Annotated in this window: 15 protein-coding genes and 1 pseudogene; 10 read left to right on the top strand and 6 right to left on the bottom strand. The window is 58.6% G+C overall.

All coding sequences use genetic code 11. The features are described from left to right. Window positions 1-873 precede the first annotated feature (873 nt). Window positions 874-1,194: an HTH domain-containing protein gene (locus VFV19_18790; GenBank protein HEX4826354.1), complete on the top strand. Its 321-nt coding sequence runs from the start codon at window positions 874-876 to the stop codon at window positions 1,192-1,194. A 107-nt stretch (window positions 1,195-1,301) separates the two neighbouring features. Then, window positions 1,302-1,604 (top strand): hypothetical protein, encoded by a 303-nt coding sequence (locus VFV19_18785; protein ID HEX4826353.1) that lies wholly within the window; start codon window positions 1,302-1,304, stop codon window positions 1,602-1,604. 322 nt (window positions 1,605-1,926) lie between these two features. Here the strand turns inward: VFV19_18785 and VFV19_18780 are convergent, their stop codons facing one another. Next, window positions 1,927-3,510 (bottom strand): recombinase family protein, encoded by a 1,584-nt coding sequence (locus VFV19_18780; GenBank protein ID HEX4826352.1) that lies wholly within the window; start codon window positions 3,508-3,510, stop codon window positions 1,927-1,929. 72 nt (window positions 3,511-3,582) lie between these two features. Continuing rightward, window positions 3,583-3,786, bottom strand: a complete 204-nt coding sequence (locus tag VFV19_18775) for a hypothetical protein (protein HEX4826351.1) — start codon at window positions 3,784-3,786, stop codon at window positions 3,583-3,585. A gap of 135 nt (window positions 3,787-3,921) precedes the next feature. On the opposite strand from VFV19_18775, the gene VFV19_18770 reads away from it, so the two are divergent. Continuing rightward, window positions 3,922-5,298: a hypothetical protein gene (locus VFV19_18770; protein HEX4826350.1), complete on the top strand. Its 1,377-nt coding sequence runs from the start codon at window positions 3,922-3,924 to the stop codon at window positions 5,296-5,298. A 52-nt stretch (window positions 5,299-5,350) separates the two neighbouring features. Here the strand turns inward: VFV19_18770 and VFV19_18765 are convergent, their stop codons facing one another. After that, entirely contained in the window at window positions 5,351-5,656 is a 306-nt protein-coding gene (locus VFV19_18765; protein ID HEX4826349.1) for a hypothetical protein, read from the bottom strand. A 361-nt stretch (window positions 5,657-6,017) separates the two neighbouring features. Here VFV19_18765 and VFV19_18760 point away from each other — a divergent pair, with 361 nt between their 5' ends. From VFV19_18760 to VFV19_18730, 7 genes and pseudogenes are all read left to right on the top strand, one after another. Beyond that, complete coding sequence (locus VFV19_18760) at window positions 6,018-6,353, top strand: helix-turn-helix transcriptional regulator (protein ID HEX4826348.1); 336 nt, start codon at window positions 6,018-6,020, stop codon at window positions 6,351-6,353. 46 nt (window positions 6,354-6,399) lie between these two features. Continuing rightward, window positions 6,400-6,918, top strand: coding sequence for a hypothetical protein (locus VFV19_18755; GenBank protein ID HEX4826347.1), 519 nt, complete (start codon window positions 6,400-6,402; stop codon window positions 6,916-6,918). A 450-nt stretch (window positions 6,919-7,368) separates the two neighbouring features. Further along, window positions 7,369-7,653, top strand: coding sequence for a hypothetical protein (locus VFV19_18750; protein HEX4826346.1), 285 nt, complete (start codon window positions 7,369-7,371; stop codon window positions 7,651-7,653). A gap of 167 nt (window positions 7,654-7,820) precedes the next feature. Continuing rightward, window positions 7,821-8,177 carry a YegP family protein gene (locus VFV19_18745; protein ID HEX4826345.1) on the top strand — a complete coding sequence of 119 codons (357 nt, stop codon included), beginning with the start codon at window positions 7,821-7,823 and terminating at the stop codon, window positions 8,175-8,177. Window positions 8,178-8,249: 72 nt separating this feature from the next. Beyond that, on the top strand, window positions 8,250-8,483 hold the full coding sequence (locus VFV19_18740) for a DUF2188 domain-containing protein (protein ID HEX4826344.1): 234 nt from the start codon (window positions 8,250-8,252) through the stop codon (window positions 8,481-8,483). A gap of 666 nt (window positions 8,484-9,149) precedes the next feature. Next, window positions 9,150-10,484 (top strand): toll/interleukin-1 receptor domain-containing protein, encoded by a 1,335-nt coding sequence (locus tag VFV19_18735; protein ID HEX4826343.1) that lies wholly within the window; start codon window positions 9,150-9,152, stop codon window positions 10,482-10,484. A gap of 267 nt (window positions 10,485-10,751) precedes the next feature. Next, window positions 10,752-11,614, top strand: a pseudogene (locus tag VFV19_18730) (IS3 family transposase). A 1,468-nt stretch (window positions 11,615-13,082) separates the two neighbouring features. Here VFV19_18730 and VFV19_18725 read toward each other — a convergent pair. The 3 genes from VFV19_18725 to VFV19_18715 form a co-directional block, all read right to left on the bottom strand. Next, a complete protein-coding gene (locus tag VFV19_18725; protein ID HEX4826342.1) occupies window positions 13,083-14,447 on the bottom strand; it encodes a hypothetical protein in 1,365 nt (454 codons plus the stop codon). A gap of 263 nt (window positions 14,448-14,710) precedes the next feature. After that, window positions 14,711-15,598: an ImmA/IrrE family metallo-endopeptidase gene (locus tag VFV19_18720; GenBank protein ID HEX4826341.1), complete on the bottom strand. Its 888-nt coding sequence runs from the start codon at window positions 15,596-15,598 to the stop codon at window positions 14,711-14,713. Beyond that, window positions 15,585-15,980: a transcriptional regulator gene (locus VFV19_18715; protein ID HEX4826340.1), complete on the bottom strand. Its 396-nt coding sequence runs from the start codon at window positions 15,978-15,980 to the stop codon at window positions 15,585-15,587. The genes VFV19_18720 and VFV19_18715 overlap by 14 nt, the downstream gene beginning before the upstream one ends. Between the last annotated feature and the right edge of the window lie 181 nt (window positions 15,981-16,161).

Genomic DNA, 16,161 nt, shown 5'->3' with positions numbered 1-16,161 from the left:
TGCCTCTTCGTACCTGACGAGCGGTGGCGCGTCTGGCCTATCGGAAGTTCATTCCGACAGTTCCTAGACGGTCCCATCCGAACCTGGTTCCTAGGTCAAATCGAAGTGGCTGCCGGTCGTCCGTGGCCGTTCGGCGAATGGGCCCATGGACATGAAGGGCTCGCCCAGTACTACGAGGGGATCTTTTGCACTGAAAGCCTTGATCGGGCGATCGCATTCACCGAGTGTCTAGTGCCGAAGAAAATCAAAGGCCACGTCCCGTGTCCCTGCGGATCAGGAGAGCGCCTCGCTCGGTGCCACTGGGCTCTGGTCAAACGCTACCGTAGCAGAATTGGGCGAGAGCAGGCGGCCCATAGTTTAGAAAGTCTCAAGCGGTTAAGAGACAATTCTCGGCCGTAGTCCCCGCGATAGAACCGATGACAGAATACGTGGCGGTGATGATCGGTGCGCGCGATCTCCTAGGCGATGCTTTTGAAATAAGGAAAACCCCGCTCGGACACTCGTCTTTGCGGGGGCTGTCGACAACGGTGTGAGGGGAGGTCCCCCGCCTCCCGCGTCAGCGATCTGATCGCCTACGCATGGTCATGAGAGGCGTAGCGCCCCACCCGTACCCGACAACTACTTTAGTATCAATAAGTTACAGGAATAAGTCAAGGTCGGCGCGCTTCGGATGAACGCCTCCGAGAATGGTCTTCCCTTCCTCCACCTGGCGGGCTCGCAATTGACGAAGAAACCACGCAACAGTTGTCAGTGAGACAAGCTACGTTGTAAGTAGAGGCAAACAGACCTCGGAAAGGAGGAGTGGTCGGCGGGGGCGCCGATCGGAACTGGTACCGAGCGGCCTAGGTGAGAAAACGATCTCGGACGTGACCAATGAAGGAGGTCCTTTCAATGGTCATGAAAATTACTGGGGCTCCTGAACGGCGCCTATTCTGGCGCGAGCTTCAGCAAGCCCTCCACGACTCAGTGATCGACCTGCCGAAGTCCCAGCAAGATGTGCTTGAGTTGCTCATCCACCAAGAGCTTCCCGGCGAAGTTGTGGCCGATCGTTTGAAGATCAGCCGGACGACCGTCTATCGCCGGCTCGGGAAGGCGCTGAGTGGCATCCGACGCGGAATGAGGAAGAGAGGATGGTTCAAGAACGACGTCCTCTGGACCCTCTCCGAACTGTCATCTGGGAATTCGGTTAGTTGATCCGAACCAAGACGGGGCCCGCGATCCGGCGAGCGGGTTGCGGGCTCCGTGCGAATTGCGAGATCGTTTCTCCGCGTTCGGCCGTCACAACCACGGCGAGGTGCAACATGAGAGCCACGAGACAGAAAGAAGCAGCGCACGCCATCGACCTCGATGGTGAGACGACTACCCCGGAGATGGCTGCGACGTACGCAGAGTTCCTCGGAGAGTTCATGAGCGCGCTTCAAAAGGGAAAGGGGCTGAACCGGGAACTCGAATTGATCGGAGAGTTCAAGGACCTTTGTCCGAAGAAATGGAGATCGAAGTTCATGGATGATGCTGGTCTACTCGTTGCCTTGTGGGAATCACGCGGGCAACATCCGTCTCCTGCCGGGAAGAACGAACACGCACTCAAACTAGTAGAACGTTGAAGATTCCGGAGTGCGTTAGATTGTCCCGATAGTGCGCTTGGCTTGGCACTGTCAGGGCAAACAAGAGGGAGCGGAAGAGTAAGGTGACGCGTCAGAAAGAGGGTCGGCATCCCGGGCCGACCCTCTTTCTCTGATTGCAATCTAGTCCTGGCACTACTTCCAAAGCGTCGATGTCTTGATCGGCGAGTATCATGATCTTTTCACGTTTGGTCTTCTTAGCATCGACCTTTCAATGCGAAACGAAGCAAGAATCTGCAGGAGCGACAAACCACCCACCCTTGTCAGGAAGGCTTAATTTCGGTAGAGTGAAACGCGCCTTTCGTCAGGCGGCCTTGAGCCTCAAGCGCTCGAGATCGGGCATTGCAATCAACATCTTGTCTGCCAGTTCATCCCATGCTTCCCGATTTTGAGCTGCAAAAGTTCTAACGTCCTCTACGAAGGCCCACCAGTCAGGAATAGAAGCCGTTCCGGTCCATTGCCGGAACGGTTTTTTCGCTTCAATAAGCACTGTCTTGTCGGTGAGCCGTGGGTTCGAACCCACGATGTCGATGATTGCGCGTTTTGTGGTATCGCCCGCTGCTACGAACTGCGAAACCGCATGTGTACTGAACGAAATGACGAGCTCGGCGGGTTCGAACCGCTCGCTGAGCGGTTCCGTTCGATGGCTGAGCTTGATTCCCTCGAGGTCGAGTTCCGCACGCCGCGCAGCGTACTCCTCGTCGGTGACAACATCTCGCATCCGTAGTCTCGTCAGGTTCTCCCGTTGACGTTCTAGGCCGGCGCGGGCTTCCTCGAGTGAGCGCTCTTGAAGTGCTCGGAGACGCGCCTGTTCGCTTGCACCGCGTTTCAGGCGAGCGAGAGCCCATCGGTTGATCGGGTCTGGAACGGAGAGAGTGGCGAGGAATTCCGCGAGCTGTCTCTCAAGGCCCGAACTCGTGACGTACGGTTGCTGGCACCGGTAGTCGAGCCGCCGCTTTGAACAGTGGTAGTAAGTATAGACGGATCCATATCGGTTCTTCTTGGTCTCGGCGGTCACGAAGAACCCGCATTCGCCGCACCGGATCATGCCGGTGAAGGCGAACTCGTGGGTCTTGGGTCGTTGGCGGCCAGGTCTGCCCAGCATCTCTTGAACGCGATCGAACTCGTCGAGCGCCACCACCGGCGGGTGCTTTCCTGGATACGTTCTCCCGTTTCGTTCGATGACACCCGCGTAGAATGAGCTCGTGAACATCGCGTAGACGCCGGAGAGCGCCAACGGTTTTCCACCGCTTCGCCGACGCTTCACGGTGCAGAGCCCCAATTCGTGGGCCGCTATCTCATGGATTCGCCGCGGGGAGTAGCTCCCCGTGAGCATCAGCTCCCACATCTTCCGGACGAGCGGAAACCTCTGAGGGTCGGCGATGATTGTCTTGGCCTCCCGGTCATTGAGGTAGCCGATGGGAGCGGGCCCGGGTAGCCATCCATGTTCCAGCTTCGCGCGGTTGCCCCGTCGAACGTTCTCGGACAGATTGTCCACGTAGTACTTCGAGTACCCGAAGATGATGGAAAGCATGAACTTGCCCTGCGGATTGTTCTCGAAGGAGAATGTGGAGAACTTCAGGTCTTTGAGCTTGCCATTGTCGAGGGCGTAGATGATCTTGCCGCCGTCGACCGAGTTTCGAGCCAAGCGGTCCGGGTGCCATGCGATGAGCCCGTCTGCCTCGCCGCGATCGACGCGCAGGAGCATCTGATCGAATACGGGCCTGCCCGGCTTCTTCGCGCTGAACGACTCCTCGTAGACCCCTGCGATCTCGACGTTCGGCCAGGACGGGATCTGCCGTTCCAACTCTCGCCGTTGCGACTCGATCGACAAGACTTGGCGATCCTCGTCCTCGGTCGACTTGCGGCAGTAGAGAAAGTATTTCATGTGATGTGATGTTGGACCGCAGTCGTGCGGGTGGACGTATTTCCACCCGCTTGCTGCGATCCTGTCGGTTGATTAATTCGACCTTTGCCCTGAACGTACCCCAAAAACCGGACGATCATCAAGTGGCGGGCCGACATTCTCTGGTGTTCTGAGGAGCTCGTAGAGCCAGAGCACGCGCGAGGCCATCTCCCGCGCCTCCGCGGCGCAGATGTTCTCCCCGAAGGCCTCGGCATAGGCTTCCTGAAACTCGGTGATGTCCTGGTCGGTGAGCTGCATACCTTGAGCCTATCCATGGGATCGTTAACGCCAAGGACCAGCAACTCCATCGAACCGGCAACTGCATTCCCTGTAATTCAGCGACAACTTTCGCATCCTTCCGTCAGCCCGGAACTTACGGTAGTGCTGAAGTGTATGAACGAACATGATTCAATCGCGGCGCCAAGGCAGGCGATCTCTCATCCTCGCTACCTTGTCTCGGTCCGTCTCTCAGATGGCGCACTCGCGGAGACCGTCTTCGACCCGACAGCCGGCCGAACCATCTTCTGTGTGTTCCGCGATGGCGAGCCGCACTACGAAGAGCAGATCACCGATGCGAACCAGATCATCGTCCCCTATACCGCAAGGAACAATCTGATTCGCCATGATGTCGTCCGATTTTCATCACGCGCCGACAACTTCGAATCCGAAGCCTCGCTGATCGCCGAGATTCGCGCTTTCATCCATCAGTTCGTTGACGTCAGCCCACTCTTCGAGGCGATCGCGAGCTACTACGTCCTCCTCTCCTGGGTCTACGACTCGTTCAACGAGCTTCCCTATCTTCGAGTCATCGGAGAGCCGGGTTCCGGGAAGACGCGGTTCCTACTTACCGTAGGATCGATCTGCTACAAGCCGATCTTTGCAAGCGGCGCATCTTCAGTTTCTCCGATCTTTCGAATCCTGCACGCGTTCCAGGGCACGCTCGTGATCGACGAGGGAGACTTCAGAGCCTCGGACGAGCATGCAGAGATCGTCAAAATCTTGAACAACGGCCATGCGCGGGGATTTCCCGTTCTCCGAAGTGAGCTCTCACCGACAGGTGAGTACAACCCACGAGCGTATCGGGTGTTTGGCCCGAAGCTTGTTGCAACCCGCGGATTCTTCCAGGATCGCGCCCTCGAGAGCCGCTGCATCACAGAAGAGCTTGGCCAGCGAAGGCTCCGTGACGATATTCCGATCAACTTGCCGCCCTCGCATGGAATGCGCGCGCTCTCACTTCGAAACAAGCTTCTCACTTTCCGCTTCAAGAACGTGGGAAAGCGACATATCGTCGACAGCCTCGTCGACCGGACGATCGAGCCGCGCCTAAATCAGGTCTTCGTGCCGCTTCTTTCGCTGGTCGAAGATGCAAGCGTTCGGGCCGAGCTCCAGGAACTCGCTCGTCGCTACCACGGCGAGATCATCGCCGAGCGCGGAATGGACTCAGAAGCCCAGATCCTCGAAATCATCCGAGACATGCTGGCCCAGAACGCTCCGCTTGCAATCAAAGACATCTCGGACTGGTTTTCCGATCGGCACGGCGATGAGTACGAGCGCAAGGTGACTGCGAAATGGATCGGCTGGATTATCAGAAAGCGTCTGCGACTTGGCACCCAGAAGCGCCACGGGGTCTACGTCATCGCCGACGGATCAGTCGCAAAGCTGGAACGGCTGTTCGACCGGTACGGCATCAACAAGGAGGAGGTGGGGGTCCCTCCGAGCGTTACCCCGCCAAACGGGCTTCCGCAGCCTCATGAGCTTCCGGGATCCTAGATCGGCGAGACACTCTGACTACCGGATCAGGTCCCAGGGGACCTTGCGTCCACTAGCGGCTGACAAGTTCCTTCGCGAGTCTGATTGCTGCGGAGTAACCGTTTCGCTCCCTGAGGTTTCGGATCTTCGCCTTCTGCCTGGGCTTGAGCTGCCGCATGTAGCCCATGTAGCGTCCCTGCAGCTTGAGCGCGGCACGCCGTTTCGGAGTCAACCGCAGCTGCCCACGCGTCCCACTTGATTTGATATCTCTCGTTGGATGAGCGGCCGCTTCGGCCACACGCACGAGCGCTCGCTCGATGACGCGGAATGCTCGACGAATTGCTCGAATTTCTGTCTGACGTGGGATTCCCTTCGGCATGAGTGTCCCTCGGAGTTTCTATTGTCTGGACCAAGAAGGCTACCACGGGGAATCTCGGTCGCCGGCAAGTGGGGACTTCGGGGAGTTCGGGGACTTCCGCTCACTTGTACTAGCGCTTCTCGGGCGCACTCTTCGCTAGGCTAACTGCAGCGATGCTCCAATGTTGTTTGTACGAGGCTTTCTTCATATCAAGTCCCCAAAGTCCCCCTTGTCCCCGAGGCGTGAACCATGTTGTTTGTTGCCGTGTGTACACAGACAGTCCTCACTTATTCCACTTGACACTGCCGAATTAGGCATGTTTGTACCCCTGTACGACCGCTGACAGTTCGCTACTATGTTGGAAAGCACAAACAACAAACCCATGGCAATGAAACTGCCCAACTACCTGCGGACCTTCCGCAAACGGGCGTACCTCACCCAGGACGAACTGGCGTTCCTTCTGGGGACCGAGAGCGGCACCCGCGTTTCCCGCTACGAGCAATTCGACCGCGAGCCCGGACTCGAGACCGCGCTCGCCTACCAGGTCATCTTCGCGGAGTCATCCGCTGAGCTCTTCGCGGGTCTCTATGAGCGAATCGCGCATCATGTCGGCGAACGGGCAAGTGCGCTGGTTCTCCGCCTCGAAGGCCGATCGCCGAATCCGGTATTACGGCACAAGCTCGAAGTCCTTCGCGACATCCTACGGCGAGTGTCCTAGACCCATCACCATGTCTGACCAAAGGAGGGAAGACCTATACCGTGTCGTGGCGATTGATCCAACCAGTCGTGGGTTTGGCTACGCCGTGCTCGAAGGCGCCACACGCCTCATCGACTGGGGAACCAAGGACACGAGACGCGCCGACAGCGCAGCAGCGCTTGACCAGGCGACCGCTCTTGTCGAGCACTACCGCCCCGATGCCTTGATTGTTGAGGACACGTCCCATCGCGATTCCCGGAGGCGTGATCGTGCCCAAGAATTGATTCTGTCGGTATGCGCGGACGCCGGATCTCACGGGATCGCGCAAGCGAGAATACCCCGACGGCACGTCCTTGAGCTGTTCGCCGGCAATCAGAGCGTCAACAAACGAGCCGTCGTGATCGCGATCTCGGCCCACTTCCCCGAGCTTGGGCCCCGTGTACCGCCGATTCGGAAGGCTTGGATGAGTGAGGATACTCGTACGTCGATCTTCGACGCGGTGGGATTCGCACTTGTGTTCTATCTTCAGTCCGACTCCGAGTTAGTGCAAAACACGCCGAAGATCCCCGGCGGGCGGGATCGCTAGCGTCGAGTGGCGACTAAGCCGTCTGTCGGCGAGTCAGCATGGGTCCATCAGGCTGGTTTCCCGAATGTCATCGCACTCATGGGCTCGTCTTTCTTGGAATATCAGGAGTAGCTCCTGATCGACATGACGGATCGCCTCGTGCTGATGTTCGGTGGCGATGAGAGGCAGGCGCCAAGTGCCTGTGCGAGTTCTACGGCCGGCTCGAGCGGCGGATGTTCCTGAGCGCGATCCAAACTCGGAGAGGGCGAGCAGCGGGACAGGCTACCCGCCGACCGGCTCAAGACGCTTCTTGGCTGACGACATTGACGGCAACCGGAGTTCTATCCACGATAGGGCGCCGGTCTCTTGTGCGTAGCGTCATAGCTCTGTCACCCACTAAAATGGTCTGGGTCGCTGACAGGGGCACGATTCGCGTTTCAGTCTGCTATAATAGACGGCAGGAGGTCGAGCATGTCCGACGCGACCGAAAAACCGGTCCGAAAGTCGAAGCGCCAGAGATTTCTGGACGTTGCTCAACCCCGCACCCGCAAGGTACTCCGGGACATTCGTCTACTAGGAAAATGCTCGAACACGGCGTCCTACGCCTATACGGGGGCCGACGTCGAAAAGATCTTCGGTGTGATACAGACAGAGCTAGATCGCGCACGAATCGGCTTCGAACGCGATAAGGACGGCGTGAAATTCACGCTCGGTGACGATGAGGAGGGGGGTGAGGAAGCTGCCCGCACGGAGTAGGACAGCACCAAAGGCAAGGGCCGTCTTTCGACGGCCCTAACCAGTATTCCCCGGTGCCCGAAGGCTTCGGAAAATACCTCCACCCGCAGTATAGCGGGAATTCGAAGAAGCCGACGGGTGCCGGGTCCCTAAAACAGGACGCGAAGGCGTCCGATGAGGTACCCCCCGTGTCTGCTCGATACGAACTCAAGGACAGCAAGAACGACCAGTATTTCTGGACCCTGCAGGGCAACAACAACGAGACTCTCTTGACGTCGGAGACCTACACGACGAAGCCGGCCGCCGAGAAGGGGATAGCCTCCGCCATGGCGAACTCGCCGTACGACATCCGCTATCAGAAGGGCAACACGGCGAACGGCCAGCACTATTTCACGCTGAACGCGGAGAACCACCAGAAGCTCGGGACCTCGGAGACGTACACATCGTCCTGGGGCCGCGACAACGGCATCGAGGCCTGCAAGAAGGTCGGCCCTTCGGCGCCCACGGTCGATCTGACGAAGTCGAAGACCGGCGCGTACCGCTAAATCGGAACGCACCTCACTTAATAGGAACCATGGGGGCGCACGAACTGCGCCCCCATTCTAGGAGTTTCACCAATGAGCGACAAAGACCGACACGTAGTTCCCCAGGATGGCGATTGGGTAGTGAAGAAGCCCGGCGCTGAACGCGCGAGCTCGATCCATGACACGCAAGCAGCGGCGATCGACCACGCTCGAGAGATCGCGCAGACAACCGGCGGTGAGGTTGTCATCCATGGTCGTGACGGAAGAATCCGGGACAAGGATTCCTACGGCCGCGACCCGAACCCACCGAAGGACAAGAAACACTAGTTGCCAAAGACGCAGCCCACGGCGGCGTGAGGGCCTCTGTGGGCTGTGAAATTAGGGGCAGGGCGCAGATGGGTAGGAGATCTTCGTCATCGCGTTCATAGTGATTGCGAGTGAGGATCTCCCAACCTGAAGATAAATATTGAGGTGCAGACAGTGGTAATGGAGATCGCTCGAAGCCTGGTCGGAAAGGCGGCAGCTCGCATGCCCGGGCTGCTGTTGCGGAGAATCTGGAGTCCGGAGACGCTCCTGCAAGACGTTCAGGTGTGCCTTCGACGAGACTCCCCAGGCGAAATCAGCGCTGGATCGTCGATCCCGCGTCTCACTCTTTGGTTTACAGTCGTGAATCTCTCGAATCTTCCGATCAGGTTTGAGGGGATGTCGATCAATGTTTGGACGAACGGACAGCTCGTCGCCACCGGCTTGCTCGACGGAGTTCGAACGATCGAGCCGCGATCGGATCGTCACACGCTGCATTACGTGGCTCTTCTGTCGGAATACCAGGTCGCTTACTTGAGATCGCAAGCTGGAGATGCTGGAAGACTCCGAACGATGCAGGTTACGGGCACGGCGGGGTTCAGCAGTACGTTAGGACGGTTTTCGCGGGAACTAGACATTGAAGCGCGGGATTTTTCTTGCGTGTTGCGCGCCCCTTGACGGCGGTAGCGCTTGCTCTACGACGTATTCATTTGCCACGCTTCCGAGGATAAGGACGAGATTGCCCGCCCGCTGGCGACTGCCCTCGCCAGCCAGCACATTGAAGTCTGGTACGACGAGTTCTCCTTGCGACTTGGCGACAGCCTTCGCGAATCGATAGATAGAGGGCTGGCAAGAAGTCGACACGGACTCGTGGTGCTCAGCGAGGCGTTCTTTTCAAAGCGGTGGCCGCAGTGGGAACTGAACGGGCTCGTCGCTCGCCAAATGAGGGGCGACGAGCGGGTGATCATCCCGATTTGGCACAAGGTGTCACGTGATGATGTACTTGAGTTTTCCAGCCCATTGGCCGATCTGGTCGCGGTCTCGACGGATGACGGGATCCCGGCCGTGTGTCGGGAGATTCTTCGCGTTGTGCGCCCACAGGAGAGCCCGCTAGTAGTAGCCCGCGATGAGTTGATCGCGTTTGGCGTTTCACCGCCTGTGATTTCGGACGAATGGTGGCTCGATATCATCGAGGCAAGCAATCGGATGCTACCCGTGGGTTTTCACGTTCCTGACGAGGTCTGTTGGGGGCGCTGGGCATTCCCGCTCCCGAACCACAGTTCTCGTGGTGGGGACCGGGGAGTGCGCCTCGCGTGGACTGCACTGCAGCTCCGCTGGGTGGAGCAAGCGGAAGCCAGACGGATCACCCAGATCTCGGACCCGTGTGACGTGCTCGCCTTCGTGAAAGAAATGCCGGGGCTCGAGGAATCGTGTCATCGGTTCCCGAGTTGGCTTGCGAGCTACGCTCCTCAACTCACTATTCCGGGCCTCAGCGGTGAGATGGAGACGCTCTTTGACGAAGCGATGACCAAGGACCCCGGCGACGACGCGTGGGCGCTGCGGGTGACCGATCCGGACTCCATTGATGCGGTCCGAGCGGCCTGTCAATTCGTTCAGGGGGATGTCGGCGGTCCATGCCCGAAGTTCTACGAAACTTTCGACTACCTCATATGGCTCCTCTCGGAAGAAAGCGCTTGGCTACCTCAAGCACATCGCTCGATGCTTGTGCGTGGTATCGCAGAGTGGGGTGTCTGGCCGAATCTGTCTGAGCCGGATCGATTCATGAAGTGGGTGTTGAATCTCCCGAGCAACCCGCGACGGTGCAGACCGCCCCGGAATGCTGTCGTCGAGCTGGAGGCACTCATCGCTCGTTCCCTGGCTGCGACGCGTACTCACGACGACCCGCACGTCATCGCCGAGAAATTCTCAGAAGCAGGAATCGTGAAGCGTTTTGCGAGTAGCCAGTACCGAGGAGAACGCTTTCGAAGTAAGCGACGATCTACTCGAAGCGCTCCGAAACAGTAGGGTCGTATCACTAGAATGTGACCCGGACTGCGCATCGTAGGATCGCCGTGCCGAACCGACTCTTCAGCTCAAGAGCATCTGGGAGACCAAGCCCTCGGAGAACCCTAATGGCGCTCTTCAAGTACGTCCCTGCTGAACGAATCGATATCCTCACGAATCGGCGAATTGGAGTTCCCAGGATTTGGTGGAGGCGCGTTAGCATCGGGATAGCACGAGAGGTCAAAGCCGATGTCCACGCGATTCCGTATTGGGCGAGTTCGATCGACCTATGAGTTCATCAAGGCACACCGAGACCGATACGACGTTCAGTCGATGTGCCGCATCCTCGAAGTCGCCCAGAGCGGCTACTACGAATGGCTCAAGCAGCCGATTTCCAATCGAGCCCAGGAGGATGCGAGACTTCTTCGCCTGATCCGCGCTGCCTTTACCGCAAGTCACGGAGTCTACGGCGCTCCACGAATCTTCCTGGATCTGCGGGAGGCAGGCGAGACGTGCAGCAAGCATCGCGTCGCTCGCCTCATGCGGGTGAACAACCTTCGTGCGCTTCACGGCTGATCCGGCGCTGGTCCGTTGGAAAACCGGCGGTATTGATCCCAAACATCCTGCAGCGACGGTTTACGGTCACACGCCCCAACAAGGCCTGGGTCACGGATATCACGTACATTCGGACATGGCAGGGCTGGCTTTATCTCGCGGTCGTCATGGATCTATTCTCGCGCAAGATCGTCGGCTGGTCTGCAAGTCCCACCATCCGTCGTGAACTTATTCTCGATGCGGTGCTGATGGCTGTACGCCGACGACGACCAAGAGGCACGCTGATTCATTCGGATCAAGGTTCCCAGTACGGGAGCGACGCGTGGCGTCGATTCTGCCGCTCCAACCACCTCGAGCCAAGCATGAGCCGTAAGGGGAACTGTTGGGACAACGCCGTGGCTGAGTCATTCTTCAGCAGTCTGAAGAAGGAACGGATCAAGAAACACATCTACAAGAGCCGGGAGCTCGCGCTGAAGGATGTCGCTGACTACATCGATGGGTTCTACAATCCCACTCGCCGTCATGGTCATCTGGGCGGCGTGAGCCCCGAGCGGTTCGAAACGGATCAGAAATCGGCCCGACGGCGTCTCCAGTGAATCCTGGGAACTCCAATGCGGTCATCGCACCAACGCGGGAAAACGCTTCTGAAGGTGTCATCCATCCCAGTGTCTGTCGAGGCCGCCCGTTGAGCTCGGCGGCGATCGCGTCCAATTGCCTCTGGTTGTCCACCGTCAGGTCTGTGCCCTTGGGAAAATACTGGCGCAACAGACCATTGCTGTTTTCGTTTGTCGCCCGTTGCCAGGGGCTCCGCGGATCGCAGAAGTAAACCTGTACGCCGGTAGCGACGGTGAATCGAACGTGCTCGCCCATCTCCTTGCCGCGATCCCAAGTCAACGATCGCCGCAGCTGCTCGGGGAGATCACGGACCTTGTCTGCCAACGCATTCCTGACATGAATAGCAAGGCGACCCTTGCTGAGATTCATCAGCATGACGAACCGGGTCTGTCGTTCCACCAACGTCCCGATGGCGGACTTTCCATTCTTACCGACAATCAGGTCGCCTTCCCAGTGACCCGGCACCGCTCGGTCTGCTACCTCAGCGGGTCGATCACTGATCAGCACCATGTCTGTCAAATGACCACCGCCGATGGCGCGTCCGCGTGTCCGTCGTTGGGCTCGTCCTGTGCGCAGACAGCGAGTGAGTTCCTTGCGTAAGGCCCCGCGGCCCTGCACAAACAGTGATTGATAGATCGTCTCGTGCGACACGCGCATCTCCAGATCGTCGGGGTAGTCGTGGACCAATCTCGCCGCGATCTGTTGAGGCGACCACCGCAAAGCGAGCCACCGCTCTACCTCACGTCGAAGCCTAGGCGACGCCGCCAGCTTGGCGGTCTTCGGTCGGCGCACTCGCCGGCGAGCGCGCTCCTCAGCCCGCCAAGCTCGATACCGAACTCTACGACCACCGGCCGAGACTTCTCGTGACACGGTCGATGACGACCGGCCCAGCCGAGCGGCGATCCGGCGGCACGACTCGCCAGCAAGGAGGCCACGCGAAATCTCCTCCCGCTCAGAAAGCGACAGACGCAGCGGTGACTGTGGTGTCACTCTCGGCATCAACCCTCCTGTCTTCACCAGAAGGCGCTGCACCGACTTCGCGGAACACCCGATGGCCACAGCGGCAGACTGGTGCGTCTCACCGGACCGATCTCGACGCTGCAATTCCAGCCGCTCAGCAGAAGTCAATCGGTGTCCGTTACCCGATCCCCGGCCCATCTTGCCACCTCCTCAGGACGATCCAGATCATGATCTAATCGCCACGAGTGGTGCGCGGACCACTTGAGAACGCCGGGGGAAGGCCAAAGCGCGTGCTGTGGCGATCGTGCGAATCTGGGGTCGCGGTGCCAACAGTCAAGACTTGCGCGTAGGTGGCTTCACGGCCCGTGGGTTATACGGGCTATTTACCGCTGTCGCACCTGGCTTGTAAGCATCACTGTTCCGACGTACTGCAGCTGGATCATAAGGGCTGACTTGCGGACGGGGCTTAGGCTTGTCGCTCATGTCGTTCTACTCCGTGAATTGATCGATGTAGTAGTTCCAAAACGCATTTGTCAACATTCGGTCACCCGTCATGACGCGATAGACTGAGTTCGAAATTCGCTCACGAAGCAGGAGGTACTCCTGGCCGTCCTCCTGAATTGTTTCGACAGTGAACTCCAGCGAGTTCGTCATGATTCGTTTCACCAACTGTGCGCATTGGTCGACCGTCCGAACAACCAAGACGCCGTTGGCGACACCTGATTCGAGATCAACCTGAATCCCGAGGGGGTGATGCTCCTTCAAAGTCTCGGCACGGCGGTCATAGTGCGCTTGCATTTCATGGATGAGGAGCGCGCCCGCAGCCGCTTCGTCCCAGGAGGCGGGATCGATCAGCCACCGTCGAACGTCGCCGTCCACCCACGCCAAGCCGGGATTCAGCAGCCTAAGTTGCTCAAGGATTATTCGCTTGCGCTTCTCACCGTCCGCGCCAGCAAGTATTTCATCGACATATGCTTCGTCCACCAAAGGGACGAACGCGATAACCGGCTTACCCTGAGCGAGAGTCGAGGCAAGCTCTGAGTCTTTGCCAAGGGTATCGGATTCCTGGACGAGATAGATCGTGCAGGTTGCCCTGCGCAACATCAGAGCCTCTGATAAGCCCTTGTCGATTCGATGAGGGCAATACGCCTGGGTTGGATCAAACCACCGCAGCTTCAGGGCTGTCAGCGCGGGATGGCTGAAGATCTCCTGCGTCAGCTTGCTGACGGCCACGTACTCCTGAGGTCGACGCATCGAAGTTGCCACATACACATCAAGGTGATCAGAGGCCAAATAGGATTCGTGATTCCTTTTTCCTGCGGCCATCACCGCATTCATCCTGGTCTCCGCTTCTCGGGCTGCAGGATCGTTCGGGTGATCCGCAAGGCGCTCCCGAATCTCTCTTTGGATGATGTATCCGAGATACGGGGTGTCCTCTGCATCAACCAATTCAATCGGCGTTATTGGATTGTTTCTCGCCTGAAACGCGTCCTCTGGCAGAGGTGCTAGGTAGCTGAGCACGCGTCGGAGCTCAGTTGGGTCCCTTGAAAGGGTCTTGAAGCCGAACTTCGTGTTTCCATACAGCAGAAGGGACAGCTTCGTCAGCCGTTCTGTGGCGCGTTCAAGGGCGTCAAGGTCCTTGATGAATGCCCCTGGGATGTACTCGGTTCTCTCATCAACGAGGTATTGAAAGAAGGTCTGACTCACGCGGTCGTATCCGAGGAGGAGAAGCAGCTCATTCAGTTGGCTATATCCCAGGGGCGATCCGCCGGCGCAAAACGCCGCGAGGTTCGCCGACCGATCAGCGGGCAGCGGTGCGTCTTGGCCGGTGAGACGACGAAGAATGTTGATCAACGTAGTCCATTGGTCCATCGCTCGCGGATCCTTCTTTACGCGCCGAACCTATCGCGATCGTCGAGGATACAGCGGACCAAGTCAAGGTGAAACAGGGGAGCGTCGATCCGGGATGGCACCTGTCGCTCGCCACAGTCCGTTGTCACAGGCGAGCTCGGCCGGGGCGTTGGCAACCGCGTACTTGGCGCACGACCCGCCAGGCGAAGTGTCTAGCCCGCGTGTTCCGCCGGTAGTCGCGCAGCGTGCTCACAAAGTACCCGCTCCTACCTACGGCGTTTCTTTCCAGGCCAAGGGAGATGTCCATCTAGCTCCTGCAATCCGAGTTCTTCCTCATCCTCTCGGAGGCCAACGGCATCGTCGTCGTCGCGTGCACGACGCTTCAACGGTGGCACTTCATCATCGTCAAACCATAGCAGTGTCAGGGTCTGATCCCACTGGTCCAGATACCTGGCTTCCTCGAGGAGCTTGCCGCCGCGTTCCCAATTGCTGAACCAAACAGCGGCGTCAACTTCTTCCCGATCCATCGGCCCGCCTGCGTGTGCCCTGTGTGAAAGGGTACCGCGCGGCAGATCAGTCCGAGGTGGAATCCAAGCGCTGGCGTCGATCAGCGATTTGGACCTCGATGCGTATCTGATTTTCCCATGCTCGGAGAGCACGAATGCGCACGGCGTCGTGACCACGCTGGCAAACCGGGAGCCGGTTGCAGTTGTGGATGCGAGAAACCGGTCAGCCAAGGCGTCCACCGCGGCCAGCCCGGTGGACGATTCCACCGCCGCGGGTTGAAACGACTTGTACGGCAGAAGCAATTCTGCGGCGAACACGTCGCAAAAGATCTCGGCGAGCGGTCGCTTGGCGTAACTCCATTGCGGTTCACTGTGGTCGGACTGGAGCCCGAGGACGATGTGCGCGACCTCGTGACATACCGTGAATCGCTGGCGCTCCGGACGATCTCCGGCGTTCACACAGATATATCGCTTGCCGTCGTGAGCGAAGGACATGCCGGGTTCGTCGGGCCCGAGATCGGTTTGTGGGCGAATCACGGCGCCAACGCTACGCGCGTAGTCCTCAACCGAGACCGGGATGGCGGTCGGATTCACGTCGATGACAAACTTCCGCGCCTTATGAACGACTGCAAATTCAGTGAGTGCCATGCTCGTCATCCAGAATTCTGCGTACCCGCTCGAAGAGCTTCGGCAAGTCCGGTCGGGCAGCGCCACGGAAGGCGATCGCCGCCACCGAGGTGAAAAGCTCGTAGGTGATCGTCTTGTCGTCGAGCACGAAGGCCACGAGGGCGGGGTTTGTGTCGCTGTGCTCCGCGATGTATCGGAGCATATTCCCCTCGCGCTTGCCGACGACCTTCAAGGCGCGGATCAATTTTGAAAGCGTTTCTTCTGAGGGGGACTCCTTGTCGCCGGCTTCCAAGCGATAGATGTACGCGTGATCGACTTCTGCGAACTGCGCCAGTTCGCGCAACGACAGTCCTCTTTCTTCGCGTAGTCGCTTAAGCAGCAATCCGAGTGCTGGCTGCGCCATTCCTCCTCCTTGACAGGGCTACCGTGGACCTCTAGCATGTTGTCTGTATGGACAACAGACCTCTGATCGGCGCAAGATTCGTTGGCCTCACGAGGGAATTTATCACGGTCACGTCGTTGTCCCAATGGACAGCTTACCAGGGCGCCTCGACCCCCCGAGCGCAGGGTTCGTGGATTCGTTG

The sequence above is a fragment of the Candidatus Polarisedimenticolaceae bacterium genome (assembly GCA_036275915.1).
Lineage (GTDB): Bacteria > Acidobacteriota > Polarisedimenticolia > Polarisedimenticolales > DASRJG01 > DASRJG01.
This window is presented reverse-complemented; position numbering and strand designations above follow the sequence as displayed.

Excerpts from the sequence above, each read along its gene's own strand:
- VFV19_18790 (HEX4826354.1), top strand. The coding sequence starts at position 874 with ATGAAGGAGGTCCTTTCAATGGTCATGAAAATTACTGGGGCTCCTGAA.
- VFV19_18785 (HEX4826353.1), top strand. The coding sequence starts at position 1,302 with ATGAGAGCCACGAGACAGAAAGAAGCAGCGCACGCCATCGACCTCGAT.
- VFV19_18780 (HEX4826352.1), bottom strand. The coding sequence starts at position 3,510 with ATGAAATACTTTCTCTACTGCCGCAAGTCGACCGAGGACGAGGATCGC.
- VFV19_18775 (HEX4826351.1), bottom strand. The coding sequence starts at position 3,786 with ATGCAGCTCACCGACCAGGACATCACCGAGTTTCAGGAAGCCTATGCC.
- VFV19_18770 (HEX4826350.1), top strand. The coding sequence starts at position 3,922 with ATGAACGAACATGATTCAATCGCGGCGCCAAGGCAGGCGATCTCTCAT.
- VFV19_18765 (HEX4826349.1), bottom strand. The coding sequence starts at position 5,656 with ATGCCGAAGGGAATCCCACGTCAGACAGAAATTCGAGCAATTCGTCGA.
- VFV19_18760 (HEX4826348.1), top strand. The coding sequence starts at position 6,018 with ATGGCAATGAAACTGCCCAACTACCTGCGGACCTTCCGCAAACGGGCG.
- VFV19_18750 (HEX4826346.1), top strand. The coding sequence starts at position 7,369 with ATGTCCGACGCGACCGAAAAACCGGTCCGAAAGTCGAAGCGCCAGAGA.
- VFV19_18740 (HEX4826344.1), top strand. The coding sequence starts at position 8,250 with ATGAGCGACAAAGACCGACACGTAGTTCCCCAGGATGGCGATTGGGTA.
- VFV19_18720 (HEX4826341.1), bottom strand. The coding sequence starts at position 15,598 with ATGGCACTCACTGAATTTGCAGTCGTTCATAAGGCGCGGAAGTTTGTC.
- VFV19_18715 (HEX4826340.1), bottom strand. The coding sequence starts at position 15,980 with ATGGCGCAGCCAGCACTCGGATTGCTGCTTAAGCGACTACGCGAAGAA.